Genomic DNA, 20369 nt, shown 5'->3' with positions numbered 1-20369 from the left:
AAATCAAACAAAGAAAAAATTATAAAAAAAAACTACATACTTTTGCAAAGCTTTAACATAGAGTTAATGCTCTGTTAAAAGCAACAAAAAAAAGATACATGGCAAAGAATTTAGTAATTGTAGAGTCGCCAGCAAAGGCAAAAACTATCGAAAAATTTCTTGGAAAAGATTTTCAAGTAGAATCTAGCTATGGTCATATTGCAGACTTACCATCCAAAGAATTGGGTATTGATGTAGATGGAGATTTTACCCCAAAATATATTGTTTCAGACGATAAGAAAGCAATCGTAAAAAAATTGAAATCGTTAGCAAAGAAAGCAGAAACTGTTTGGTTAGCGAGTGATGAAGATCGAGAGGGAGAGGCAATTGCTTGGCATTTAAAAGAGCAACTAGAGTTAAAAGAAGAAAATACAAAACGTATTGTTTTTCATGAAATCACCAAAAAAGCCATTTTAAAAGCAGTCGAAAATCCTAGAGATATAGACTATAATATGGTAAACGCACAACAGGCGCGTAGAGTTTTAGACAGGCTTGTTGGTTACGAATTATCGCCAGTTTTATGGCGAAAAGTAAAAGGAGGTTTATCTGCAGGTAGAGTGCAATCTGTTGCTGTGCGTTTAATTGTAGAAAAAGAAAGAAGTATTCAAGAATTTACTGCAGAAACTCATTATAAGGTGGTTGCAGAGTTTTCTAATATCGAAGGCAAAACGTTTAAAGCATCGATTCCGAAGAATTTCGATTCTAAAAAATCTGCAGAAACATTTTTAAAATCTTGTAGTACTGCAGATTTTTCGATTGCAGATTTAACGAAAAAGCCAGCAAAGAAATCGCCAGCAGCGCCATTTACAACATCAACCTTACAACAAGAAGCTTCTAGAAAATTAGGCTTTCCGGTGGGTAAAACGATGCAAGTTGCACAACGCTTATACGAGGCGGGTTTAATAACCTATATGAGAACAGATAGTGTTAATTTATCTGTGGATGCTAGAAATGAAGCTGAAGAAGAAATTACACATTCTTACGGAAAAGAATATAGCAAACAACGTGTTTTTAAATCGAAAGTAAAAGGAGCGCAAGAAGCCCATGAAGCGATTAGACCAACAAACATGAAAATGCATTCTATTCATACAGAATACGATCAAAATAGATTGTATGATTTAATATGGAAAAGAACGTTGGCTTCTCAAATGAGTGATGCACTATTGGAACGCACCAATATGAAAATTGAGAATTCTGAAAACTCAAAGATTTTTACTGCAAATGGTGAAATGATTAAGTTTGAAGGTTTCTTAAAAGTGTATTTAGAAGGAAAAGATGATGATGAAGAGGAGCAAGCAGGCATGTTGCCAAGTTTAAAAGTAAATGAAAGTTTAGAATACGCTTTTATAAACGCAACACAACGATTTACGAGTCCGCCATACCGTTTTTCAGAAGCATCTTTAGTAAAACAATTAGAAGAATTAGGGATCGGTCGTCCGTCTACCTACGCACCAACAATTTCTACTGTACAACGAAGAGGGTATGTAGAAAAAGGACAAAATGAAGGTGTTGAAAGGTCTTACGAGCAAATGATTTTAGCCAATGGCGATGTAAATAGTCAGATGTTGACCGAAAAAACGGGTTCCGATAAAAATAAATTAATTCCTACGGATATAGGTAATATTGTAAACGACTTTTTAGTGACCAATTTTTCTAATATTTTAGATTTTAATTTTACAGCAAAAGTAGAATCTTCTTTTGATGATATTTCTGAAGGTGAAGAAAATTGGATAGAAATGATTAAAGGTTTCTATACAAATTTTCATGAGAATGTAGAAGATGTTAAAGAAAACGCAGAAAGAGAAAGTGGAGAACGTATTTTAGGTAAACATCCTGAATCGGGAAAAACAGTTTTAGTACGTTTGGGTAAATTCGGACCTATTGCACAAATTGGCGCTCCAGAAGATGAAGAAAAAACATTTGCAAGTTTAAATAAAGATCAGAATTTAGGCACAATTACCATTGAAGAAGCTTTAGAGTTGTTTTTATTGCCAAAAACTTTGGGGAATTATGAAGATGAAGAAGTTATTGTTTCTAACGGTCGTTTTGGACCGTATATAAGATTCGGAACGATGTTTGTTTCTTTGGATAAAGGAGAAAACCCAATGGAGGTTGATTTGCCAAGGGCAGAAGAGTTAATTGTTGCGAAACAAAAAGCAGATGCGCCTGTGGCTCATTACGAAGATTTGCCGGTGCAAAAAGGCGTTGGGCGTTTTGGTCCTTTTTTAAAATGGAACTCAATGTTTATCAACGTTAATAAAAAATATGATTTTGATACTTTATCCGAAGAGGAAATTATTGAATTAATTGAAGCAAAAAAACAGAAAGAAATAGAGAAGGTTATTCATAATTGGGAAGATGAAGGCATTCGTGTAGAAAAAGCGAGATGGGGAAGATTTAATGTATTAAAAGGTAAAATTAAAATTGAATTGCCTAAAACTACAGATATTGAAAACCTTTCTAAAGCAGAAGCGGTTAAAATGATCGAAGCAAAAACACCCAAGAAAAAAGTAGCAAAAAAGAAACCTGCTGCAAAAAAGAAACCGGCAACAAAAAAGAAAACTACAGCAAAGAAAACTGTAAAAAAGAAATAAAGATTTTGCTATATTGCGTGCCCCAATAAAAAATTGATGAACCAAGATTTTTTGTCTCCTGTAAAAGAAGCTGCGCTATCGCATTTATTGTTGAGCTCTCCATATTGTTTAGGAAACACAATAAGAATTCATACATCCGAAGAAGGGTTTCCTGAATTAAACGATGTTAAATTGGCGATTTTTGGCGTGGAAGAAGATCGTAATTCTGAAAATAATTTTGGTTGTGGTGATAATTTGTACTTTATACGAAGAAAATTTTACGAATTATTTCCAGGAGAATGGCAAGGAGAAATTGCCGATCTAGGAAATGTCTTAAAAGGAAATACAGTTGCAGATACTTATTTTGCAGTTTCAGAAATTATTAAAGACCTCCTAAAACAAAATATTATTCCTATTATTCTTGGTGGCGGTCAAGATATCACTTACGTAAACTATAGAGCCTATGATTCTTTAGAACAAACTATTAATATTACAGCGGTAGACAGCCGTTTTGATTTAGGAAGTTTAGAAGACGAATTAACATCGCAATCGTATTTGAGTAAAATAATTATGCAAAAGCCAAACAATCTGTTTAATTATAGTAATGTTGGGTATCAAACATATTTTAACTCCCAAGGAGAAATAGAATTATTGGATTCTCTCTTTTTTGATACATGCCGATTAGGCAAAGCAAAAGAATTAGAGATCATAGAACCTGCGTTTAGAAATGCAGATCTTGTTTCTATAGATATTGGGGCGGTAAGGCAAAGCGAAGCCCCTGCAAATAACAACGCTTCACCAAACGGATTTTATGGCGAAGAAATTTGTGCTATTGCAAGGTATGCGGGTATTAGCGATAAAGTTTCTTCATTTGGTATTTACGAGTACAATTCTAAATACGACAACAACCATCAAACAGCTAGTTTAATTGCGCAAATGATTTGGTATTTTATTGAAGGCGTTAATTTTAGAGTAAAAGATTACCCGTTTTCAGGAAAAGAAAATTATCAGAAATTTACTGTTTTACTAGAAGATGATGACCCTTTGGTTTTTTACAAGAGCAACAAAACGGGTAGATGGTGGATGGAGATAAATATTTTATCAGATAATAAATACAAAAGGCATGCGTTAATACCATGTACATACAAAGATTACACAGAGGCAACAAAGCAAATTATACCAGAAAGGTGGTTTAAAGCGATGCAAAAAATGATGTAATTGTTTAAAAAGAAAAATTTAGTACGTTAAAAGCAATTTCAAGATTGTATTTTAGCAAAAAAAATAATAGGTTTACAGACTTTTAGTAAAGACAAAAATAAAATATGAAGAAAGCAGCAATATTTGCACTTTTAATAACCGTTTTTTACAGTTGTGGTTCTAATGATAGAGGAGAATTAGTAGGTGTAAAATATAAGAAAAAATGGTTTTCAGAAAAACCTTATGGAATGACACTAATTCCCGGAGGTTCTTTTACAATGGGTAAACAAGATCAAGACATGTTAGGTACTATGGGCAATCCTACAAAAACGGTGACTGTTAGACCTTATTTTATGGATGAAACCGAAATTACAAACAAAGAATATAAAGAGTTTGTATTTTGGGTTAGAGATTCTGTGGTAAGAGCTAAATTGGCTAGTCAAGCAGAATTTGCATCTTTAGGGGCAGCCGTAGATGTTAATGGAGACGGGCCTTCTGGCGGAATTCAGAATTACGCTTTTAAAGCTTCAGACACAACAAATGCAAGTGCATATCAAAAATATATGTATGATAACTATTATAGTTTTGATACAATTCAGCCTTTAAGTTGGGAGCAAGATATTATCTGGAAAAAAGAAGAGTTTCCTGATGTAGATTATGTAGAAGTAATGGACTCTTTATTTATTAGTAAAGAAGAAGCTGTAGACGGTATTAGAACTTTTAATACCAAATTTTTAAATTATTCTTATTCTTGGTTTGATAGAGATAATGCCGCTAGAAAAGGCGGAAATAGAAAAGATTTTGTAAAGACAGAGGTTTTAAATATCTATCCAGACACCACTGTTTGGGTAAAAGATTTTAATTACTCTTACAACGACCCAATGCACCAAGATTATTTTTACCATCAATCTTATGGAGATTATCCGGTTGTTGGTGTTTCTTGGGAACAAGCAAATGCTTTTTGTAACTGGAGAACTAAAAAGAAAAACACGTATTTAAGAGGAAAAAAAGGAGCAACACAAGTACCAGATTTTAGATTACCAACAGAGGCTGAATGGGAATATGCAGCAAGAGGTGGTTTAGAATTTGCAACATATCCTTGGGGAACAGGAAGCACCACAAGTGATCGTGGTTGCTTTTTAGCCAACTTTAAACCGGTAAGAGGTAATTATTCTGTAGATGGTGCTTTGTACACAATGGAAGCCAAATCTTTTAATGCGAATGATTATGGATTGTACAACATGGCGGGTAATGTTTCTGAATGGACTAATACTGCATATAATTTGTCTTCATATTACATGGCATCCACCATGAACCCAAATGTAGAAGATAGAAAAAACAAAAGAAAAATAATTAGAGGTGGTTCTTGGAAAGATGTAGCGTATTATTTAGAGGTGGGCTCTAGAGACTACGAATATGCAGATACAGCAAGAAGTTATATTGGTTTTAGAACCGTTCAAAATTATATTGGAACAACAGTAAAGTAGGGTTAAGAAAAATAAAAAACAAAAAATAAAATATTTTAAAAAAACATGGCACAGTCTAAAACTCAAAAAAAACTATTTAATGTGGCTTACAACGTTGGAGCTTCAATTGTAATAACAGGAGCATTATTTAAGTTAAATCATATTAGCTATGGTTGGTTGAATGGTACAAATGTTTTAGCCGTAGGATTAATTGCCGAAGCAGTTATCTTCTTTTTCTCTGCATTTGAGTCACCAGAAGACGATTTAGATTGGTCTAAAGTATATCCAGAATTAGGTAAAAGTGGTTTAAATTCAGAAGATAAAATTGGTGCAGAAGATAAAATTGGTGCCGAAGGCATGTTATCTCAAAAATTAGATACTCTTTTAAAAGAGGCTAAAATTGATGTTTCTCTTATGGAAAGTTTAGGGAGTAGCATGAAAAACTTTCAAGGTGCAGCAGAAGGTTTATCGGCGGCTTCAGAGTCTATTTCATCAACTAATAAATATAATGAGCAAGTTTCATTGGCTGCTGTTCAAATGGAATCTTTAAACGGTCTCTATAAAGTACAAGTAGAAAACACAACAAGACAAGCAGAATTAAATACATCGGTTGTAGAAAATACAGAGAGGTTAAACAATCAGATGGATTCGTTAGCAAAAAATCTGTCTTCTTTAAACGGAGTTTATGGAAACATGCTTTCTGCAATGTCGAGTAAATAATTAGTTAAATAAAACACGAACTTACAAAACTAATTAGAAAATATGGCAGGAGGAAAAGTGTCCGCAAGGCAAAAAATGATTAACTTAATGTATCTTGTATTTATTGCTATGTTAGCAATGCAAATGGATAAAGAAGTTTTATCGGCTTTTGGTTTTATGAACGAAAAGTTAGAGGCGAATAATATCTCTACTTCAGAAAAAAATAAGTTAGCCTATGCTAATTTAGAAACCAAAGCATCTGAACAAGCTGCGAAATTTGGTAAATTAAATGAGCAGGCAAATGAAATAAAAAAGTTGTCAGCAGATTTTTATTCACATTTAGCTGCTATAAAATCGAAAATGACCGCTGATTTAGAAGATAAAACTGCTTATGAAACAATGGATAAAACAGAGTTTTTAAACTCTTATTTCTTTGTTGGAGATGGTTATACATCAGAAGGTCAGGAGTTTTTAGATAAAATAAATGGGTATAGAGTAGGTGTAATTGATGTAGTAGGAGAAAATAGTAAGTTTACACCAACCTTAAAAGACAGGTTTTCTACAGAAGCTGTAATCAATAGCAAAACAGGCATAAGTGTAGCATGGTTAAAAGCAAGATATGAAGGTTTTCCTTTGGTTGCTTCTTTAACAAATCTTACACAAATGCAAGCTGATATTAGAAATACAGAGGCAGCTATTGTTGGTGATCTATTAGGAGGTAAATTAGAAGAGTCTTTGTCATTGTCTAATTATCAAGGTATTGTGAGGTTAGATAAAACTGCTTATTTTGCAGGAGAAAGTGTAAAAGGTCAAGTTGTTTTAGGGCGTTACGATGCCACTTTAGTGCCTAATAAAGTTATTTTAAATGGTAAAGACGCAACTAATTCTGTTAAAGATGGTCAAGTTGTTATCGATATGCCAGCAGGTAATGTAGGAGAAAAAACAATAAAAGGAACTATCTTTTTTACAGAAAATGGTGAAGAGGTTCCTGTAGATTTCGAAAGTAAATATTCTGTAATTGCAGAACCAAGCAGTGCAGTAGTTTCTGCAGATAAAATGAATGTAGTATACAGAGGTTTAGACAACCCTATTTCTGTTTCATTGCCTGGCGTTAGCTCTAGAGATTTAAATGTAAATGCTTCAGGAGGTAAATTAACAAATGCTGGTTCTGGTTATATGTTTAGACCAGGAAGTGGAGATATTGCAACGATAAATGTAAGCGCAAAATTAAGCAGCGGAAAAACTGTTAATTCGAAAGCCACGTTTAGAATTAAAGATATACCAGCAGCTATGGGGTCTGTTCGGGAACAATTCGGAACGGTAAGAATGCCAAAATCTGGTTTAGAAAATGCTCCAATAGCAGCAGGTTTGCCTGATTTTGAATTTGATTTGAACATACAGGTAATTAGCTTTAAGGTTAAAGTACCAGGAGAATTAACGGTTATTGTAAACGGATCAAGATTAAATGCTGCAGCTAAAAAAGCTTTAGGAAAAGCAAGAAGAGGTGATCAAATTAATATTTACGATATTCAAGCGACCGCTAACGGCGTTCCTCTTAAAAAAGTATTACCTGTTAGCATCGAGTTAATCAATTAGAATAAAAAAATAAAATATGTTTAGAAAACTTTTACTAGTATTTTTTATTTGTTTCACTACAGGTTTTATAACTGCACAGGTTAACATCCTAAATGCAAGATCTGCAGATCAAATTGGTAAGAAAAGTGCAGCGCAATTAGCTGTAGATAACGACGGACCAATTCCTTATGGTTATGTAGATGATAGAGATGTTATGTGGTCTAAAGTAGTTTGGGAGTTTGTAGATTTAAATCAAAAAATTAATCTACCGTATTATTTTCCAATTGATACCACGAATATTTCTTCAGAAAGAAGATCGTTATTCGACACATTAATAAAAGGAATTAAACAAGGTAAAATAGAAGAAGCGTATTCAGATTCTTTCTTCACAACTAAAATTACTCAAAACGAAATAGATAGTCGTTTGATTAATATTCGTGAAGAAAACGGATATTCTGATACCTTGAGAATCCAGACACAAGATGTTGGCGGCTATATGCTTAAAGGAATGTGGTATTTTGATAAGCGTCAAGGAGAAATGAAATACAGACTATTGGCTTTAGCGCCAATGGGTAAAGATGTGCAAACATTAGGTGTAGAGCAAATAGAAGATGACAAATTATACGAGTTGTTTTGGGTTTTCTTTCCGTCTGCTAGAGAAGTTTTGCATGAAGCAAAAGTGTTCAATCCTATGAATGCTTCGCATCCCATTTCTTACGATCATTTATTAAATGCAAGAAGATTTAGTTCTGTAATTGTGAAGGAAGAAAATATTTATGGAAACAGAGCTATCGAAGATTATGTTCGAGGCAATTCTTTATTTCAACTTTTAGAAGCTAATAAAATTAAAGAGAATATTAGAAATAGAGAAATTGATATGTGGAATTATTAGTAAAACTTTATACTCTAATAAAATCAACATAAACGTTTACGAAAGTAAGCGTTTTTTTACTTGAAGCTATTTCCTGCTTTCGCTACTCGCTTTTTTTGCTGAAAAAGCAAAAAAGAGCTCAAACAAACCGCTCAATCAGGGCTAAACTTGTTTGCATTTTTTTAGCAAATTAAAGATTTATAGCTTCTTTATTTCTCTATTATAGTCTCAATATTTGTCATATCGACTTTAGGAGAACGTGTTTGTGTATGATTAGTTGCGTGGTCAAGCACGAAAGTTAGCAAATAAAAACTAAATTTAAAATCTGCGAGAACTTTCGTAAGTAAGTAATTAATAAACAATCGATTAATTATACACGGTGTTGTAAATAGTTATTTTTCTAACGTTTTTTTAATTGATAATCCAATTGCTTTCGCCAAAAAAGGAGGAACTGCATTTCCAATTTGTACCATTTGTTTTCCCTTTGAACCTTTAAATATAAAATCGTCTGGAAAAGATTGTAATCTTGCCATTTCTCGAACTGTTATTACTCTTGGTTCAATAGGATGAATATTAACTCCGCCATGATTTTCCTTTATTGTGCAACTTGCTTCATTCCAAGGACATTTTTTCCAAGAATCAGAATAATTATCATAAAGACTTTTTCCTTCTGGAACTAAAGCTAATCTTTCTTTCATATCGTCACTATGTTTAGTTCTTACATGATTAAATTCCTTTTTGTCTTTGAGTTTTATTAAATCTTTAATTGCTTCTTTTGTTGTAACGTAGGAACCAGATTCAAGTAGAGGAGAGGGATGATGATTTTTTTTTCCGATTCTATTGGCTATAAAAATAATTCGTTCTCTTTTTTGAGTAACATAATAATCTGCTGAATTTAAAACAGTAACATTAACATGATAACCAAGTTTTTTTATGTCGGTTTTTATTTTATCCTCAACCTTTCCTTTAAGCATTGAACGTAAACCTTTAACATTTTCAGCAACAATAAATTCAGGTTGTAGTTCTTCAATTATTTCAAGCATATCTTTGTAAAGTGAATTTCTCTCATCTTCTACAATCCTACTTCCAGACATACTAAAACCTTGACAAGGAAAACCGCCAGAAAGAACAGTTAAAGGTTTACCTTTAAGTTGTTTTTTTACGGTGTTTATAAATTTGTCTTTTATTTCTCTACTTGTAATATCTCCTTCAATTAATGGATGCTCAAAGTTGTGTCTGTAAGTCATGCCAGCTTCTTTAAACCAATCTAAACCACAAACTTGATTAAAGCCCTCCAATTCAAAACCTTTAGCCATACCGCCAGCACCACAAAATAAATCTGCTGAAGTATATTCGTTTTTGGGCGTTACCACAAGGGTCGGGCTTTACACTATATCTTTTTTAAGAAAAATAAAAAAGGATGCCGTTTCAATCCCTAACGCAAATGCTAACACTAATTAATAAAACAGAATTCTTTATGATATTCCAAATACTTAATATGTTCTTTTTCAAGATTTCTTAATTTAATTTCAGAGTTAATATTTAGTATGTTTTTATCAACAGCATTTAAAAATTTAGAGATTTTTATTTTACCATTTGAGTCGAAATTAATATAACCTCTATCAAACAATTTGTCATAATTAGGAAGAAGAAGTAAACCGTTAAAAGCATCTAATCTTTCAATATTATTACTTTCTTTCCAAGGTTTAATATGAGAAGCAATTAATAATCCAGTTTTATCAAAATTTGTAACAGAACAAGTACTCCAATATTTAATTAAGTTATTTCTAAAATTTCCTTGCCCAATTCTGGATAAAATCAAACTTTCTTTTTCTGTATTTGTAATTTTATTATCAACGTTTATATCATCTTCTTCTTTCCTAATAGAATTTTTAATTTTTGTTGAAAAACCGTTATTCAGATATTTGTTATATTTCCTTAAAGAAGATTTAAAGTTGCTTAAGTCTTTGTCTTTTGTGTAAAAATTTCTATTGATTTTTCGTTTTTCTTCAATTGAAATGATAGCATCGATTTTATCAAAATTTAATTTGTCATCAATTTTATGATTTTGGGAAAGAAACCTTAACCAAGAAATATAGTTTGTTCTAACTTTCTTTGAAATTTTTTCATCAAAAGTTAAAAATTTGTAAAATTCAGGCTCTGAATTTATATAGTCCATTTTAATCTTCTTTTATATTAAAAACCTCGTTCAATACATTATTAATAATATCTTGAAAATCAAATTCGGTATCATCATCCGTATCAATACAGTTTTTTATTAATCCTTCTTCCACAAATTTATCTACAATTTTAATAGCAATATCTCTTGTATCATCATTTGTCAAATTATTTTTTGAAAGTATAGTTTTATGCACAATATTTATATTTTAAATTATTAGATTCATTCCAAGATTGTGAAGTTGGTTTTGTAAATGTAAAATTACTTTTATCAAATGTTAAATCTGGTAAATCAGCCCTCTTAATTATTTCGTAACTAAATGTTTCATCTTTTCTATAAAACCAACAATTATAATCACTTACTAAAGCATAATCAACCACAATTGGTAAAATTTCTGAAATATTTTCAAGACAAAATTCTTTGAAATTAGTTCTGTTTATTTCGTTTTTCTGTAAATGCCCAAAGAAGTGGTTAAAGGTGTCTTCTCCTGCTTGACCAACAACCTTTGGAGCAAACATTTTTCCATTTCCTTTAAATGTTTTTACTGAAAAAGTTTCTTCATTTTCCAATAGAAAACTATGCGGACATCTACTTATAAATTCGGAAGTAAATTCTTTTGTTTTATATAATGATTTAATAGGTTTGCTTTTTCCTCTAAATATTTTTCGTATTATTTTTGATTTTAAAAAAGTAGAAAGAAGTTCTTTGTCTATTCTTTCAATTGAAATTTTGTTTTCAATATCATATTCTATGCAAATTGCATATTGAAAAGTCATTCCAAAAGTCTCATTATTCATAATTATTCTTTTTTCAAAGATAATATAATTTATAGTTCGGATTTTTCTGAATAATTGTTTACAACTCCTATAAAAGTGAACATCAAAGTAGTTTAACTTCATATAATTTCTCTCTTTGGCGGCAAAGACAAAACTTTGTTGCATTAGTTTATTTTTTAAAATTTTATTTCTGATTTGTTTAAATCGCAAAGTTTTCGAAAACCATCAATTTTCAAGAAAACTTAATTATTTTTGCAGCATGAAAGTAGATTACATTATTGTTGGTTTAGGTTTGGCAGGTTTAGCTTTTGTAGAAGAATTATTGGAGGCAAAAAAAACATTTGTTGTTTTTGAAAACAATTCTCAAACATCTTCTTTAGTAGCAGGTGGTGTTTACAATCCGGTTATTTTAAAAAGATTTTCGCCCGTTTGGAATGCGAGAGAACAACTAGCAGTTGCACTTCCTTTCTATGAAAAATTAGAAACAAAATTTAAGACACAATTTGATAAAAAGTTTGTAATTAAAAAAGTTTTTAAATCTGTAGGAGATCAAAATAATTGGTTTTCGGCCTTTGATAAACCAAAAGTTGCACCCTTTTTAGAGGCTACTTTAGACACCCAAAAGTACAAGGGGGTTCTAGAAAACTATCAGTATGGCAATGTAAAGGAGGCAGGTAGAATAGACACACTTCATTTAATTGAAACATACAGAAGCTATTTAAAAGAAAATGGTTGGATTTTATTTGAGCAATTTAAGCATTCAGAAATTACTTTTAACCAAAATGCAATTCAATACAAAGATATAAAAGCCAGTAAAATTCTGTTTGCAGAAGGCTTTGGTGTAAAAGAGAATCCTTATTTTAAAGATTTGCCTTTAGAAGAAGTAAAAGGCGAATCGATTATTATTCACGCGCCAGCACTTAAAATCGATTTTATCTTAAAATCCACCTTATTCGTAATGCCGTTGGGAGGTGAAATGTATAAAGTAGGTGCAACTTTTAATCATAAAGATAAAACTTCAAATCCGTCAGAAGAAGGCAAACAAGAATTGGTCGAGAATTTAAAAAAGGTAATTGATGTTCCGTATACAATTGTAGATCAAACTGCCGGAATAAGACCCGCTGTAAAAGACAGAAGACCTTTAGTGGGTATTCATCAAGAATATAGAAATTTAGCTATTTTAAATGGTTTAGGCACTCGTGGGGTTATGATTGCACCAACTGTTGCTAAAGAGCTCTTTAATCATATAGAAAGAGAGGGTGAGCTAGATGCAGAAACAGATATTAAACGTTTTTTGTAAGTGAAGCATTTTTATCAAATGAAACAAACATATTAATCCAGATAATTCTTGCTAATCTTAAATTTACAGGCGCTAAAATAAGTAGGGCAGCAAGCACACTTAAAAAAGATTCTAATAAGTTTAAGTGTAGTCCTAATTTTGTAATTACAAAAACGGTAATAGAAATTGCCACCGTAATGCCGTAATTTACATACATAGCTCCGTAAAAAAATGAAGGCTCTAGCATGTATTTTAAATTACATTTAGAACAATGTGAATGGATTTTAGTAACTTTAGAAGGATTAAAAGTGAAGCTATTCGCGAAAAAAACTCCCTCATGACATTTAGGACATTTACCGTTTGCAATACTGTATAATTTTGTTCCTTTTTTAAACATGATAAACTTTATTTTTTAAGTAGTTTTGCAATCTATAAATATACGCAAAATTTATGTTAAACGTACATAACTTAACAGTTTCCTTTATGGGAACTGAGTTGTTTCAAGGAATCACTTTTAAACTGAATAAAGGAGATAGAATTGGATTGATTGGAAAAAATGGGGCAGGAAAATCTACGCTTTTAAAAGTGTTGTCTAAAGATATAGAGAGCAGTGCTGGTTCTATGGCTTTTGACAAAGATGTAGAAATTGGGTTTTTACGACAAGATATAGATTTTGTAGAAGGAAGAACAATTTTAGAGGAAGCGTACCAAGCGTTTGAAGAAATTAAGAAAATTGAGTTACAACTTGACGATATTAATAAACAATTGGTAGAAAGAACGGACTATGAAAGTGAAGCTTACAGCCAGTTAATTATCGATTTAACAGATCAAACAGAGCGTTATGAGCTTTTAGGAGGTTATAATTATCAAGGAGATACAGAGAAAATCTTACTCGGTTTAGGTTTTCAAAGAGATGATTTTGATAAACTTACAGATACTTTTTCTGGAGGTTGGAGAATGCGTATTGAGCTCGCAAAACTGCTATTACAGAACAACGATATTTTACTGTTAGATGAGCCAACAAACCACTTAGATATTGAATCTATAATTTGGTTAGAGAACTTTTTAAAAGGCTATTCTGGTGCCATTGTATTGGTTTCTCATGATAAAATGTTTTTAGACAACGTAACGAATAGAACTATTGAAATTTCTTTAGGGCAGATTTACGATTATAAAAAACCGTATTCTGAGTTCTTATTGTTAAGAGGAGAGATTAAGGAAAAGCAATTACAGGCGCAAAAAAATCAAGAGAAAGAAATTAAGCAGAAGCAACACTTAATCAACAAGTTTAAGGCAAAGGCAAGTAAAGCTTCTATGGCGCAATCTTTAATGAAGCAGCTAGATAAAGTTGAGCTGATAGAGGTTGATCAAGATGATAATGCATCGATGAATGTGCGTTTTGCAATTTCTAAAGAGCCTGGTAAAATTATTGTTGAAGCAGAAAATTTAAGCAAAAGATATGGTGAAAAACATGTTTTAGAGGGCGTAGATTTACTCATCGAAAGAAATAGTAAGATTGCTTTTGTGGGGCAAAACGGACAAGGAAAATCGACGTTAGCTAAAATGATGGTTGGAGAAATTCCGTTTGAAGGGTTTCTAAAACTAGGTCATAACGTAGAGGTTGGTTATTTTGCTCAAAACCAATCAGAATATTTACCACCAGAAAAAACGGTTCTAGAAATCATGGAAGATGCGGCAACAGATTCTAATAGAATGCGCGTTAGAGACATGTTGGGTTCTTTCTTATTTAGTGGTGACGCTGCAGATAAAAAAGCAAAAGTGCTTTCTGGAGGTGAGAGAAATAGATTGGCTTTATGTAAGTTGATGTTGAAGCCCTTTAATGTTTTGATTATGGATGAGCCAACAAATCATTTAGATATTGCTTCAAAAACAGTTTTAAAAGAGGCTTTAAATCAGTTTATAGGAACTTTAATTGTAGTTTCTCACGATAGAGAGTTTTTACAAGGATTAACATCATCTGTATACGGATTTAAAGACAAAGAAATTAGAGAGTATTTAGGTGATATTGATTATTTCTTAGAGCAGCACAAGATGGAAAATCTGCGTGAAGCTGAAAAGAGAACGGTCATAAAAGAGCAAAAAGATACTTCTAAAAGTGAAAAAAAACAGCTTTCTAGAGACCAAGAAAAAGATTTAAAAAAACTAAATAATAAATTATCAGGAATAGAATCTGATATTGCTGATTTAGAAAAAGAAATCGAAAAAATAGATTTAGAACTCGCAAAAAATTATGACGAGGTTTCGGCAAGACCTAACTTTTTTGAGAAATACAAAGTAAAGAAAGCAAAAGTAGATGCGTTAATGGAAGATTGGGAAAAGGTTGAAGGGCAAATTTCTAGTTTCTAAACAAGCGGTAAAATCTTAAACCTATTGCATCCTAAAAGTATCTATAATGAAAATCTTAACAATCATTATAGATACTTTTTTAGGTTTATAAAGAGTTTTGGATACCTAAAAATAGCTTAATTTTATTGAATTGTTATAATTTGTGTTTAATTTTCAATTAAATTATTCTGCTAAAATTACTATTGTCAACAGAAATTATTCTTTTCTTTTAAGGATACTATTACAGGCTGTTTCACAAATTTCAGGGCCCAAGGCATGCATTAAAAATAATTGATTATTGTCTGAAGGATCTTCCGCAAAAGAGGCTGTTATTTTTGTAACAGATTTTCCGTAAAAATTAATTTGGCAGTCAAAGTTAAACTCAATTTGAGCTAAATTGTCATTATAGATATAGTTGCCCGTAAAACATTCTTTAAATATTGTATACTTAAACGTACTATTCTCAAACAATTGTAAGATAAAGCCATCTGCTACTTCAAACCAATCATAAGTTGCAGGAGTTGCTGACGCATCTAAAATATTAAAAGTTTGAACCTGTTGCCATTCTCCGATAATCTTTTTTGAATAAGAAGATGTTTCGGGCAAGCTGTTATCTGCTTGGCAAGAAAACAGAAAAATTGATACTGAAAGTAAAAGGAGTTGTCTTTAAATTTTAAACATCATCTTGAATATTAAGGTTATTTTAATGACTTAAATTCGTAATGCTTAAATTTAGTTTTTTAAATTGACATGGACAAGATTCGGTTTTTACAAACTAAAGAATTACATAGCTTTTCTGGTTTTAGATTAAACTTGATAGTTTTTGATCAAAATTTTCTAGAAATGTTCTCTTTAGTTTCTGAATATAAGATTTAAAAAGCAGTCAAGAAATTTTCTAGATAAGTCCACATTTTCAGGGTATATTTCTATTAAATCCAATCAAAACTATGAATACGTATGCCTTCATAACAATCGTCTTGGCATCCATCCGGAACAAAGCCACACAAAGTCATTAAGACATTTAATCCAGTTTCAAAGTATAATAGTATTATTTTGAACATCAACCGTTAAATAGTCACTTGCACAAGTGCTGTATAGTGCATCAATTGTTATTGGTACTGCGCCTTTTTCATGAACTCCTAGATTTGATGTTGTTTCAGAATAAGAGTCAATTATTTCAACTCGGCCGTTTGTTTCATTTGTTTTAAAATGTTCATAAACCCTCGAAATAACAATACCATCGATTATCGTTACTTCTGTTATACTATCTTCTCCTAGCCATGAAGCAAACTTTGTATGGTACACGTATGAGTTGCCATTTTTATTCTTTAATTCATTCCTGTTGCCAATGCTTTCTGAATAAGAAATACCAGTTTGACTCTCTAGAGAGGTTACTACTGTTAATTTGCTTTGAGGTAGGTTTTCATTTTCTTCACAGGAGAAAAATAGTCCAACTGCTAATATTAAAATTAATGTTTTCATTGTTTAGTCGTTTTGGTTCTATTAAGTAGATGTAAAAATGGCCAAATGGTTGCTTTAAATTGTACTAGTTTTTACAAAAGATTTATTTCATGGGTGCCTTCTGCATAATTTATCCAAAGGGTGCCGTTTTTAAATATTCTTGTAAAGTCATCCCATTATTAAAAACTTGAACTGGTTCAATAGGGTTTCCCGTAACTATAGCAGCGTATTGAGAGTCATATTCCCGATTAATTCAAGGGTTTATCTTGTACGACTTTAGGATGTTAAATTTTAGCTAACGAGTTTTTGAGTTATTTCCAAAACCATAAATAAGTGATCTTAAAACCGTTTCCGTCTTCACCAGGGTTTGGGTCTAATAGTTCATTATTTGATTGATGAATATGACCATAACTAAGGCGTAATTTATTTTTATTGTCAAATGTATATTCTACACCCACTTGGGTAGTACTATTAAAGGTGAAATTTGTTCCGTTAGGCGGAAATTCACTAAATCCGTAGAAAAACCCGGCGCCATATTCTAGGTAAGGACTAAATTTTTTGTTACCAAATAAATGCCATCTATAGTAGGAGTTGATGCCAATTCCTGCTCCATTATTTCCTTCATAAAGCCATTATTGATTATTGATTTCTAAACCCAAACCAAGGTGCAAGTCTTTTTTCAATTCCAAAATTATCTATGATTACAGTGCCTCCTTGTGTGCCAAAAGCACTTGCCCTTACTTGGTAATAATTCAAATCTTTATCATCCCTAAAACATATTTTATAAGTCCATAAGATATTGTAGCAGCTCCAATAACACCTATAAAACTATTTTGATCTATTAAAATAATTCCGCCTTCATCAATACCTAGGATGGCTGCCCACTGCTTATCTTGAGAATGAATATGTACGGAAATAAAAAGAATAAGGGCTATTGCTATATGTTTCATAGATTTTTTTTTGCTGACACTAATATTTATTCTTCTAATATATTTTGAAGCACCTTATAAAATCGACTGGCTATAAAATTAGCGATAGCTTTATTATAATGAACATCATCTGCTAACAAACGATCTGTAAAGCCTGTGAACATATTTACAGGAATATTTTGTGATGAAGTTGTAGCGTTTTCAGATGCAATTGTTAGTACATCTTGTTTTAATTGATTAAAATAAGTGGTTAATTCAGGAGTCATTGCATCAGATCTCGCCGGAGCTAATTGTTCAAGGATTATTGTTACGTTCGGATTTGCATTTTTAAAGCAGTAACGATTGCTTTTATATTTAATATCGCTTGTTCATAAGGTAAATTTTGTAGGGCATCATTCCCAACGGGTGCGCTATAAAGAACAATATCTGGCGTTCCTGTTTGATTAAGCGAATTGGTAATGATATTTAAAATCTCTCCAGAAGTCCAACCGCTTCTTCCTTCATGGTCAATATCAAAAGTACGTTTGGTAAATGTTGGATAAAAAGCTTCGTCAGACTGCGTTCCTATAAAGTCAAATACGCAATTGCTCTCAATCAAGTCTTTCCAAAGTTTGAATCTAAAACTCTCAGGGTTTGGTCTGTTTTTCGTTTTCTCGCGATGCACCTAAACACATTATTTTATGTACAGAAATACTTTTGGTTTGGGTGTTGAGTCATCTTTTTCGCAAGAGTTGAGGAGTAGTAATGCTATAAGGACAATAAAGATTTTTAAGTTTGTCTTCATCTCATTGTTATTTTAAAAGTATAATAAATATTTATAGTACATTGATGTTGGTTCTTGCTCGATGCTAAATAAAACGTAACGAAAGTTAGTACTGCAAATAACGATGAAATTGCTAGCAACAGAATTACAAGAATAAACATGAACAAACAGGGGAATCAAGTTATCGAAATTAAGCGGTGTTTTAGAACATGAAACTATAAAGCGGCTATTTGTTCAACACAGCCTTAAAGATATAAACTTTATGTTGTTGTTATTTATTGTTGAAGTATTAAAATTAATAGAATATTGCACAGATAATTTAAAGAGAATAGCATCTAAAAGTAGTTAAAAATAGATTTAATACTAAACTTTATATATTTTTGCTCTCTATATAAAAATATTTTTTTGATCAAGACAGACATTACCTTTTTTAACGAGGCTATTACCAGCGAAAACCAACAAATTTTTCTTCCAATTTTAGAAGAGAAAAAAGTTGAGCTCTTTTTAAAGAGAGAAGATTTAATTCACCCTTTTGTTTCGGGAAACAAATTTAGGAAATTAAAATATAATCTTGAAGAGGCTAAAAAACTAAAAAAGAAAGCGTTACTTACCTTTGGGGGTGCATACTCTAACCATATTGCAGCAACTGCAGTGGCTGGTAAATTAGCAGGCTTTAAAACTTTTGGAATTATAAGAGGAGAGGAGTTAGGAAAAAGCTTAACGGAAACCATAGAACAAAATGCTACTTTAAGAGAGGCTCATAATAACGGAATGAAGTTACAATTTGTTTCTAGAGAAGACTACAGGCAAAAAACTTCTTTTGGTTTCATAGAGAAACTAAAAAATAAATGGGGAGATTTCTACTTAATTCCTGAGGGCGGAACAAATATATTAGCAATACAAGGTTGTGAAGAAATTTTAACAAAAGAAGACAAGAAATTTAATTTTGTTTGTGCGGCATTAGGCACAGGCGGAACGATTTCTGGTTTGATTAATTCTTTAGGTAAACAACAAAAAGTAATTGGGTTTCCTGCTTTAAAAGGAAATTTTTTATCCGAAGAAATTAAAAAATATACGATTAAAAGAAAAAATTGGAGCTTACAAAAGGAGTATCATTTTGGAGGCTATGCCAAGTATAACGAAGAATTAATTCAGTTTATTAATGATTTTAAAACGGAAACAAATGTTTTGTTAGATCCTGTTTATACGGCTAAAATGATGTTTGGGGTTTTAGATTTAATCAAAAAAGACAAGTTTGCAGAAGGAAGTCGTATTTTGGCAATTCATACAGGAGGAATGCAAGGAATTGAAGGAATCAATAAAAAATTAAAAAATGACGGGCAACAATTAATTAATATAGCATGAAGTTAAGATTTTTGGTTTTTTTATGTGCAATACTCTTTTTGGCCAGTTGTGGCTCAAAAAAAAGGGTGGTTCAGAAAAAAAATTCAGGAGTTGTCCTTGCAGAGCCAAAACCAGAAGACCTACCTTCTGTTGATGAAAAAGAAATTACCCGAAAATTAGCCAAGAAAAATCCGGCATTAAATTCGTATACACTCGCTTATATAAGAAAATACGCATCAATTGCAGTGAGAGAAATGCACGAATATAAAATTCCGGCTAGTATTACTTTAGCGCAAGGAATTTTAGAATCTGGAAAAGGTAGAAGCGTTTTAGCACTAAAATCTAACAATCATTTTGGAATAAAATGCCATACACAATGGACGGGTGAAAGGGTTTATCATGACGATGATGAAAAAGGAGAATGCTTTAGAAAATATCAATATCCAGAAACTTCTTACCACGATCATTCTTTATTCTTAACCCAAAGAAAACGGTATGCTTTTTTGTTTGAGTATCATATAAGAGACTATAAAAAATGGGCGTATGGTTTGCGCAAAGCAGGTTATGCAACCGATACAAGGTACCCAGCAAAATTATTGAAAATTATTAGAGATTATAAATTGCACGAGTTCGATAAAGTAAAAAAGAAGGATTTTATTTACGAGGCACCTAATAGAGACGGTGAAGAAACTACTTCTTTAACCGCTAGCTATTACGAGGTTAAAAAAGGCGATACTTTATATGCGGTGAGTCGAAAATTCAATATTTCTGTGAATGCACTAAAAAAGCTCAATAATCTAAAGGATAATACGATTGTTATCGGGCAGAAATTAGTACTACAATAGAATTTATAAACTTATATAGGTTTTAGA

At 31.7% G+C, this 20369-nt stretch carries 21 protein-coding genes; 10 read left to right on the top strand and 11 right to left on the bottom strand.

Annotation, left to right across the window (positions count from 1 at the left end; all coding sequences use genetic code 11):
* The first annotated feature begins 98 nt into the window (after window positions 1-98).
* The 6 genes from topA (at window position 99) to gldN (ending at window position 8441) form a co-directional block, all read left to right on the top strand.
* Entirely contained in the window at window positions 99-2633 is a 2535-nt protein-coding gene (topA, locus tag ES044_RS05155) for a type I DNA topoisomerase (RefSeq protein ID WP_147118278.1), read from the top strand.
* Between the two features lie 36 nt (window positions 2634-2669).
* Window positions 2670-3830 carry a formimidoylglutamase gene (locus tag ES044_RS05150; RefSeq protein ID WP_147118277.1) on the top strand — a complete coding sequence of 387 codons (1161 nt, stop codon included), beginning with the start codon at window positions 2670-2672 and terminating at the stop codon, window positions 3828-3830.
* Window positions 3831-3934: 104 nt separating this feature from the next.
* Complete coding sequence (gldK, locus tag ES044_RS05145) at window positions 3935-5296, top strand: gliding motility lipoprotein GldK (protein ID WP_147118276.1); 1362 nt, start codon at window positions 3935-3937, stop codon at window positions 5294-5296.
* A 45-nt stretch (window positions 5297-5341) separates the two neighbouring features.
* On the top strand, window positions 5342-5995 hold the full coding sequence (gene gldL / locus ES044_RS05140; protein ID WP_147118275.1) for a gliding motility protein GldL: 654 nt from the start codon (window positions 5342-5344) through the stop codon (window positions 5993-5995).
* 42 nt (window positions 5996-6037) lie between these two features.
* Window positions 6038-7570, top strand: a complete 1533-nt coding sequence (gene gldM / locus ES044_RS05135; protein WP_147118274.1) for a gliding motility protein GldM — start codon at window positions 6038-6040, stop codon at window positions 7568-7570.
* A 16-nt stretch (window positions 7571-7586) separates the two neighbouring features.
* Entirely contained in the window at window positions 7587-8441 is an 855-nt protein-coding gene (gldN, locus tag ES044_RS05130; RefSeq protein ID WP_147118273.1) for a gliding motility protein GldN, read from the top strand.
* A 371-nt stretch (window positions 8442-8812) separates the two neighbouring features.
* On the opposite strand, the gene ES044_RS05125 is transcribed toward gldN, so the two are convergent.
* The 4 genes from ES044_RS05125 to ES044_RS05110 all read right to left on the bottom strand — a co-directional run bounded on the left by ES044_RS05125 (window position 8813) and on the right by ES044_RS05110 (window position 11396).
* Entirely contained in the window at window positions 8813-9793 is a 981-nt protein-coding gene (locus ES044_RS05125) for a DNA cytosine methyltransferase (protein WP_147118272.1), read from the bottom strand.
* Between the two features lie 80 nt (window positions 9794-9873).
* Window positions 9874-10599: an HNH endonuclease gene (locus ES044_RS05120; protein ID WP_147118271.1), complete on the bottom strand. Its 726-nt coding sequence runs from the start codon at window positions 10597-10599 to the stop codon at window positions 9874-9876.
* A gap of 1 nt (window position 10600) precedes the next feature.
* Window positions 10601-10795: a hypothetical protein gene (locus ES044_RS05115; RefSeq protein WP_147118270.1), complete on the bottom strand. Its 195-nt coding sequence runs from the start codon at window positions 10793-10795 to the stop codon at window positions 10601-10603.
* Window positions 10788-11396, bottom strand: a complete 609-nt coding sequence (locus ES044_RS05110) for a hypothetical protein (RefSeq protein WP_147118269.1) — start codon at window positions 11394-11396, stop codon at window positions 10788-10790. The genes ES044_RS05115 and ES044_RS05110 overlap by 8 nt, the downstream gene beginning before the upstream one ends.
* Before the next feature lie 238 nt (window positions 11397-11634).
* On the opposite strand from ES044_RS05110, the gene ES044_RS05105 reads away from it, so the two are divergent.
* On the top strand, window positions 11635-12675 hold the full coding sequence (locus ES044_RS05105; RefSeq protein WP_147118268.1) for an NAD(P)/FAD-dependent oxidoreductase: 1041 nt from the start codon (window positions 11635-11637) through the stop codon (window positions 12673-12675).
* Here the strand turns inward: ES044_RS05105 and ES044_RS05100 are convergent.
* Window positions 12659-13051, bottom strand: a complete 393-nt coding sequence (locus ES044_RS05100) for a DUF983 domain-containing protein (protein ID WP_147118267.1) — start codon at window positions 13049-13051, stop codon at window positions 12659-12661. The two genes, ES044_RS05105 and ES044_RS05100, sit on opposite strands and share 17 nt — an antisense overlap.
* Window positions 13052-13104: 53 nt before the next feature.
* On the opposite strand from ES044_RS05100, the gene ES044_RS05095 reads away from it, so the two are divergent.
* Complete coding sequence (locus tag ES044_RS05095) at window positions 13105-15021, top strand: ABC-F family ATP-binding cassette domain-containing protein (RefSeq protein ID WP_147118266.1); 1917 nt, start codon at window positions 13105-13107, stop codon at window positions 15019-15021.
* Window positions 15022-15216: 195 nt separating this feature from the next.
* Here ES044_RS05095 and ES044_RS05090 read toward each other — a convergent pair whose 3' ends face one another.
* From ES044_RS05090 to ES044_RS05065, 6 genes are all read right to left on the bottom strand, one after another.
* Window positions 15217-15606 carry a hypothetical protein gene (locus ES044_RS05090; RefSeq protein WP_147118265.1) on the bottom strand — a complete coding sequence of 130 codons (390 nt, stop codon included), beginning with the start codon at window positions 15604-15606 and terminating at the stop codon, window positions 15217-15219.
* A gap of 426 nt (window positions 15607-16032) precedes the next feature.
* Window positions 16033-16482: a hypothetical protein gene (locus ES044_RS05085; protein ID WP_147118264.1), complete on the bottom strand. Its 450-nt coding sequence runs from the start codon at window positions 16480-16482 to the stop codon at window positions 16033-16035.
* Between the two features lie 290 nt (window positions 16483-16772).
* The gene (locus ES044_RS05080; protein WP_223269119.1) at window positions 16773-17057 is read right to left on the bottom strand and encodes an acyloxyacyl hydrolase; all 285 of its coding nucleotides are present in this window, start codon (window positions 17055-17057) and stop codon (window positions 16773-16775) included.
* A gap of 156 nt (window positions 17058-17213) precedes the next feature.
* Window positions 17214-17411, bottom strand: coding sequence for a hypothetical protein (locus ES044_RS05075; RefSeq protein WP_147118262.1), 198 nt, complete (start codon window positions 17409-17411; stop codon window positions 17214-17216).
* A 26-nt stretch (window positions 17412-17437) separates the two neighbouring features.
* On the bottom strand, window positions 17438-17656 hold the full coding sequence (locus ES044_RS05070) for a hypothetical protein (protein WP_147118261.1): 219 nt from the start codon (window positions 17654-17656) through the stop codon (window positions 17438-17440).
* 41 nt (window positions 17657-17697) lie between these two features.
* On the bottom strand, window positions 17698-17988 hold the full coding sequence (locus tag ES044_RS05065; protein WP_147186930.1) for a hypothetical protein: 291 nt from the start codon (window positions 17986-17988) through the stop codon (window positions 17698-17700).
* A 570-nt stretch (window positions 17989-18558) separates the two neighbouring features.
* Here ES044_RS05065 and ES044_RS05060 point away from each other — a divergent pair.
* Together ES044_RS05060 and ES044_RS05055 are read left to right on the top strand one after the other, a co-directional pair.
* The gene (locus ES044_RS05060; protein WP_189663190.1) at window positions 18559-19518 is read left to right on the top strand and encodes a 1-aminocyclopropane-1-carboxylate deaminase/D-cysteine desulfhydrase; all 960 of its coding nucleotides are present in this window, start codon (window positions 18559-18561) and stop codon (window positions 19516-19518) included.
* Complete coding sequence (locus tag ES044_RS05055) at window positions 19515-20342, top strand: glucosaminidase domain-containing protein (protein ID WP_147118259.1); 828 nt, start codon at window positions 19515-19517, stop codon at window positions 20340-20342. The genes ES044_RS05060 and ES044_RS05055 overlap by 4 nt, the downstream gene beginning before the upstream one ends.
* The last annotated feature ends 27 nt before the right edge of the window (window positions 20343-20369 follow it).

It is taken from the genome of Polaribacter sp. IC066 (genome assembly GCF_007997085.1).
Taxonomy (GTDB): Bacteria; Bacteroidota; Bacteroidia; order Flavobacteriales; family Flavobacteriaceae; genus Polaribacter.
The sequence above is the reverse complement of the archived record's forward strand: the minus strand, read 5'-3'. Positions and strand labels throughout refer to the sequence as shown.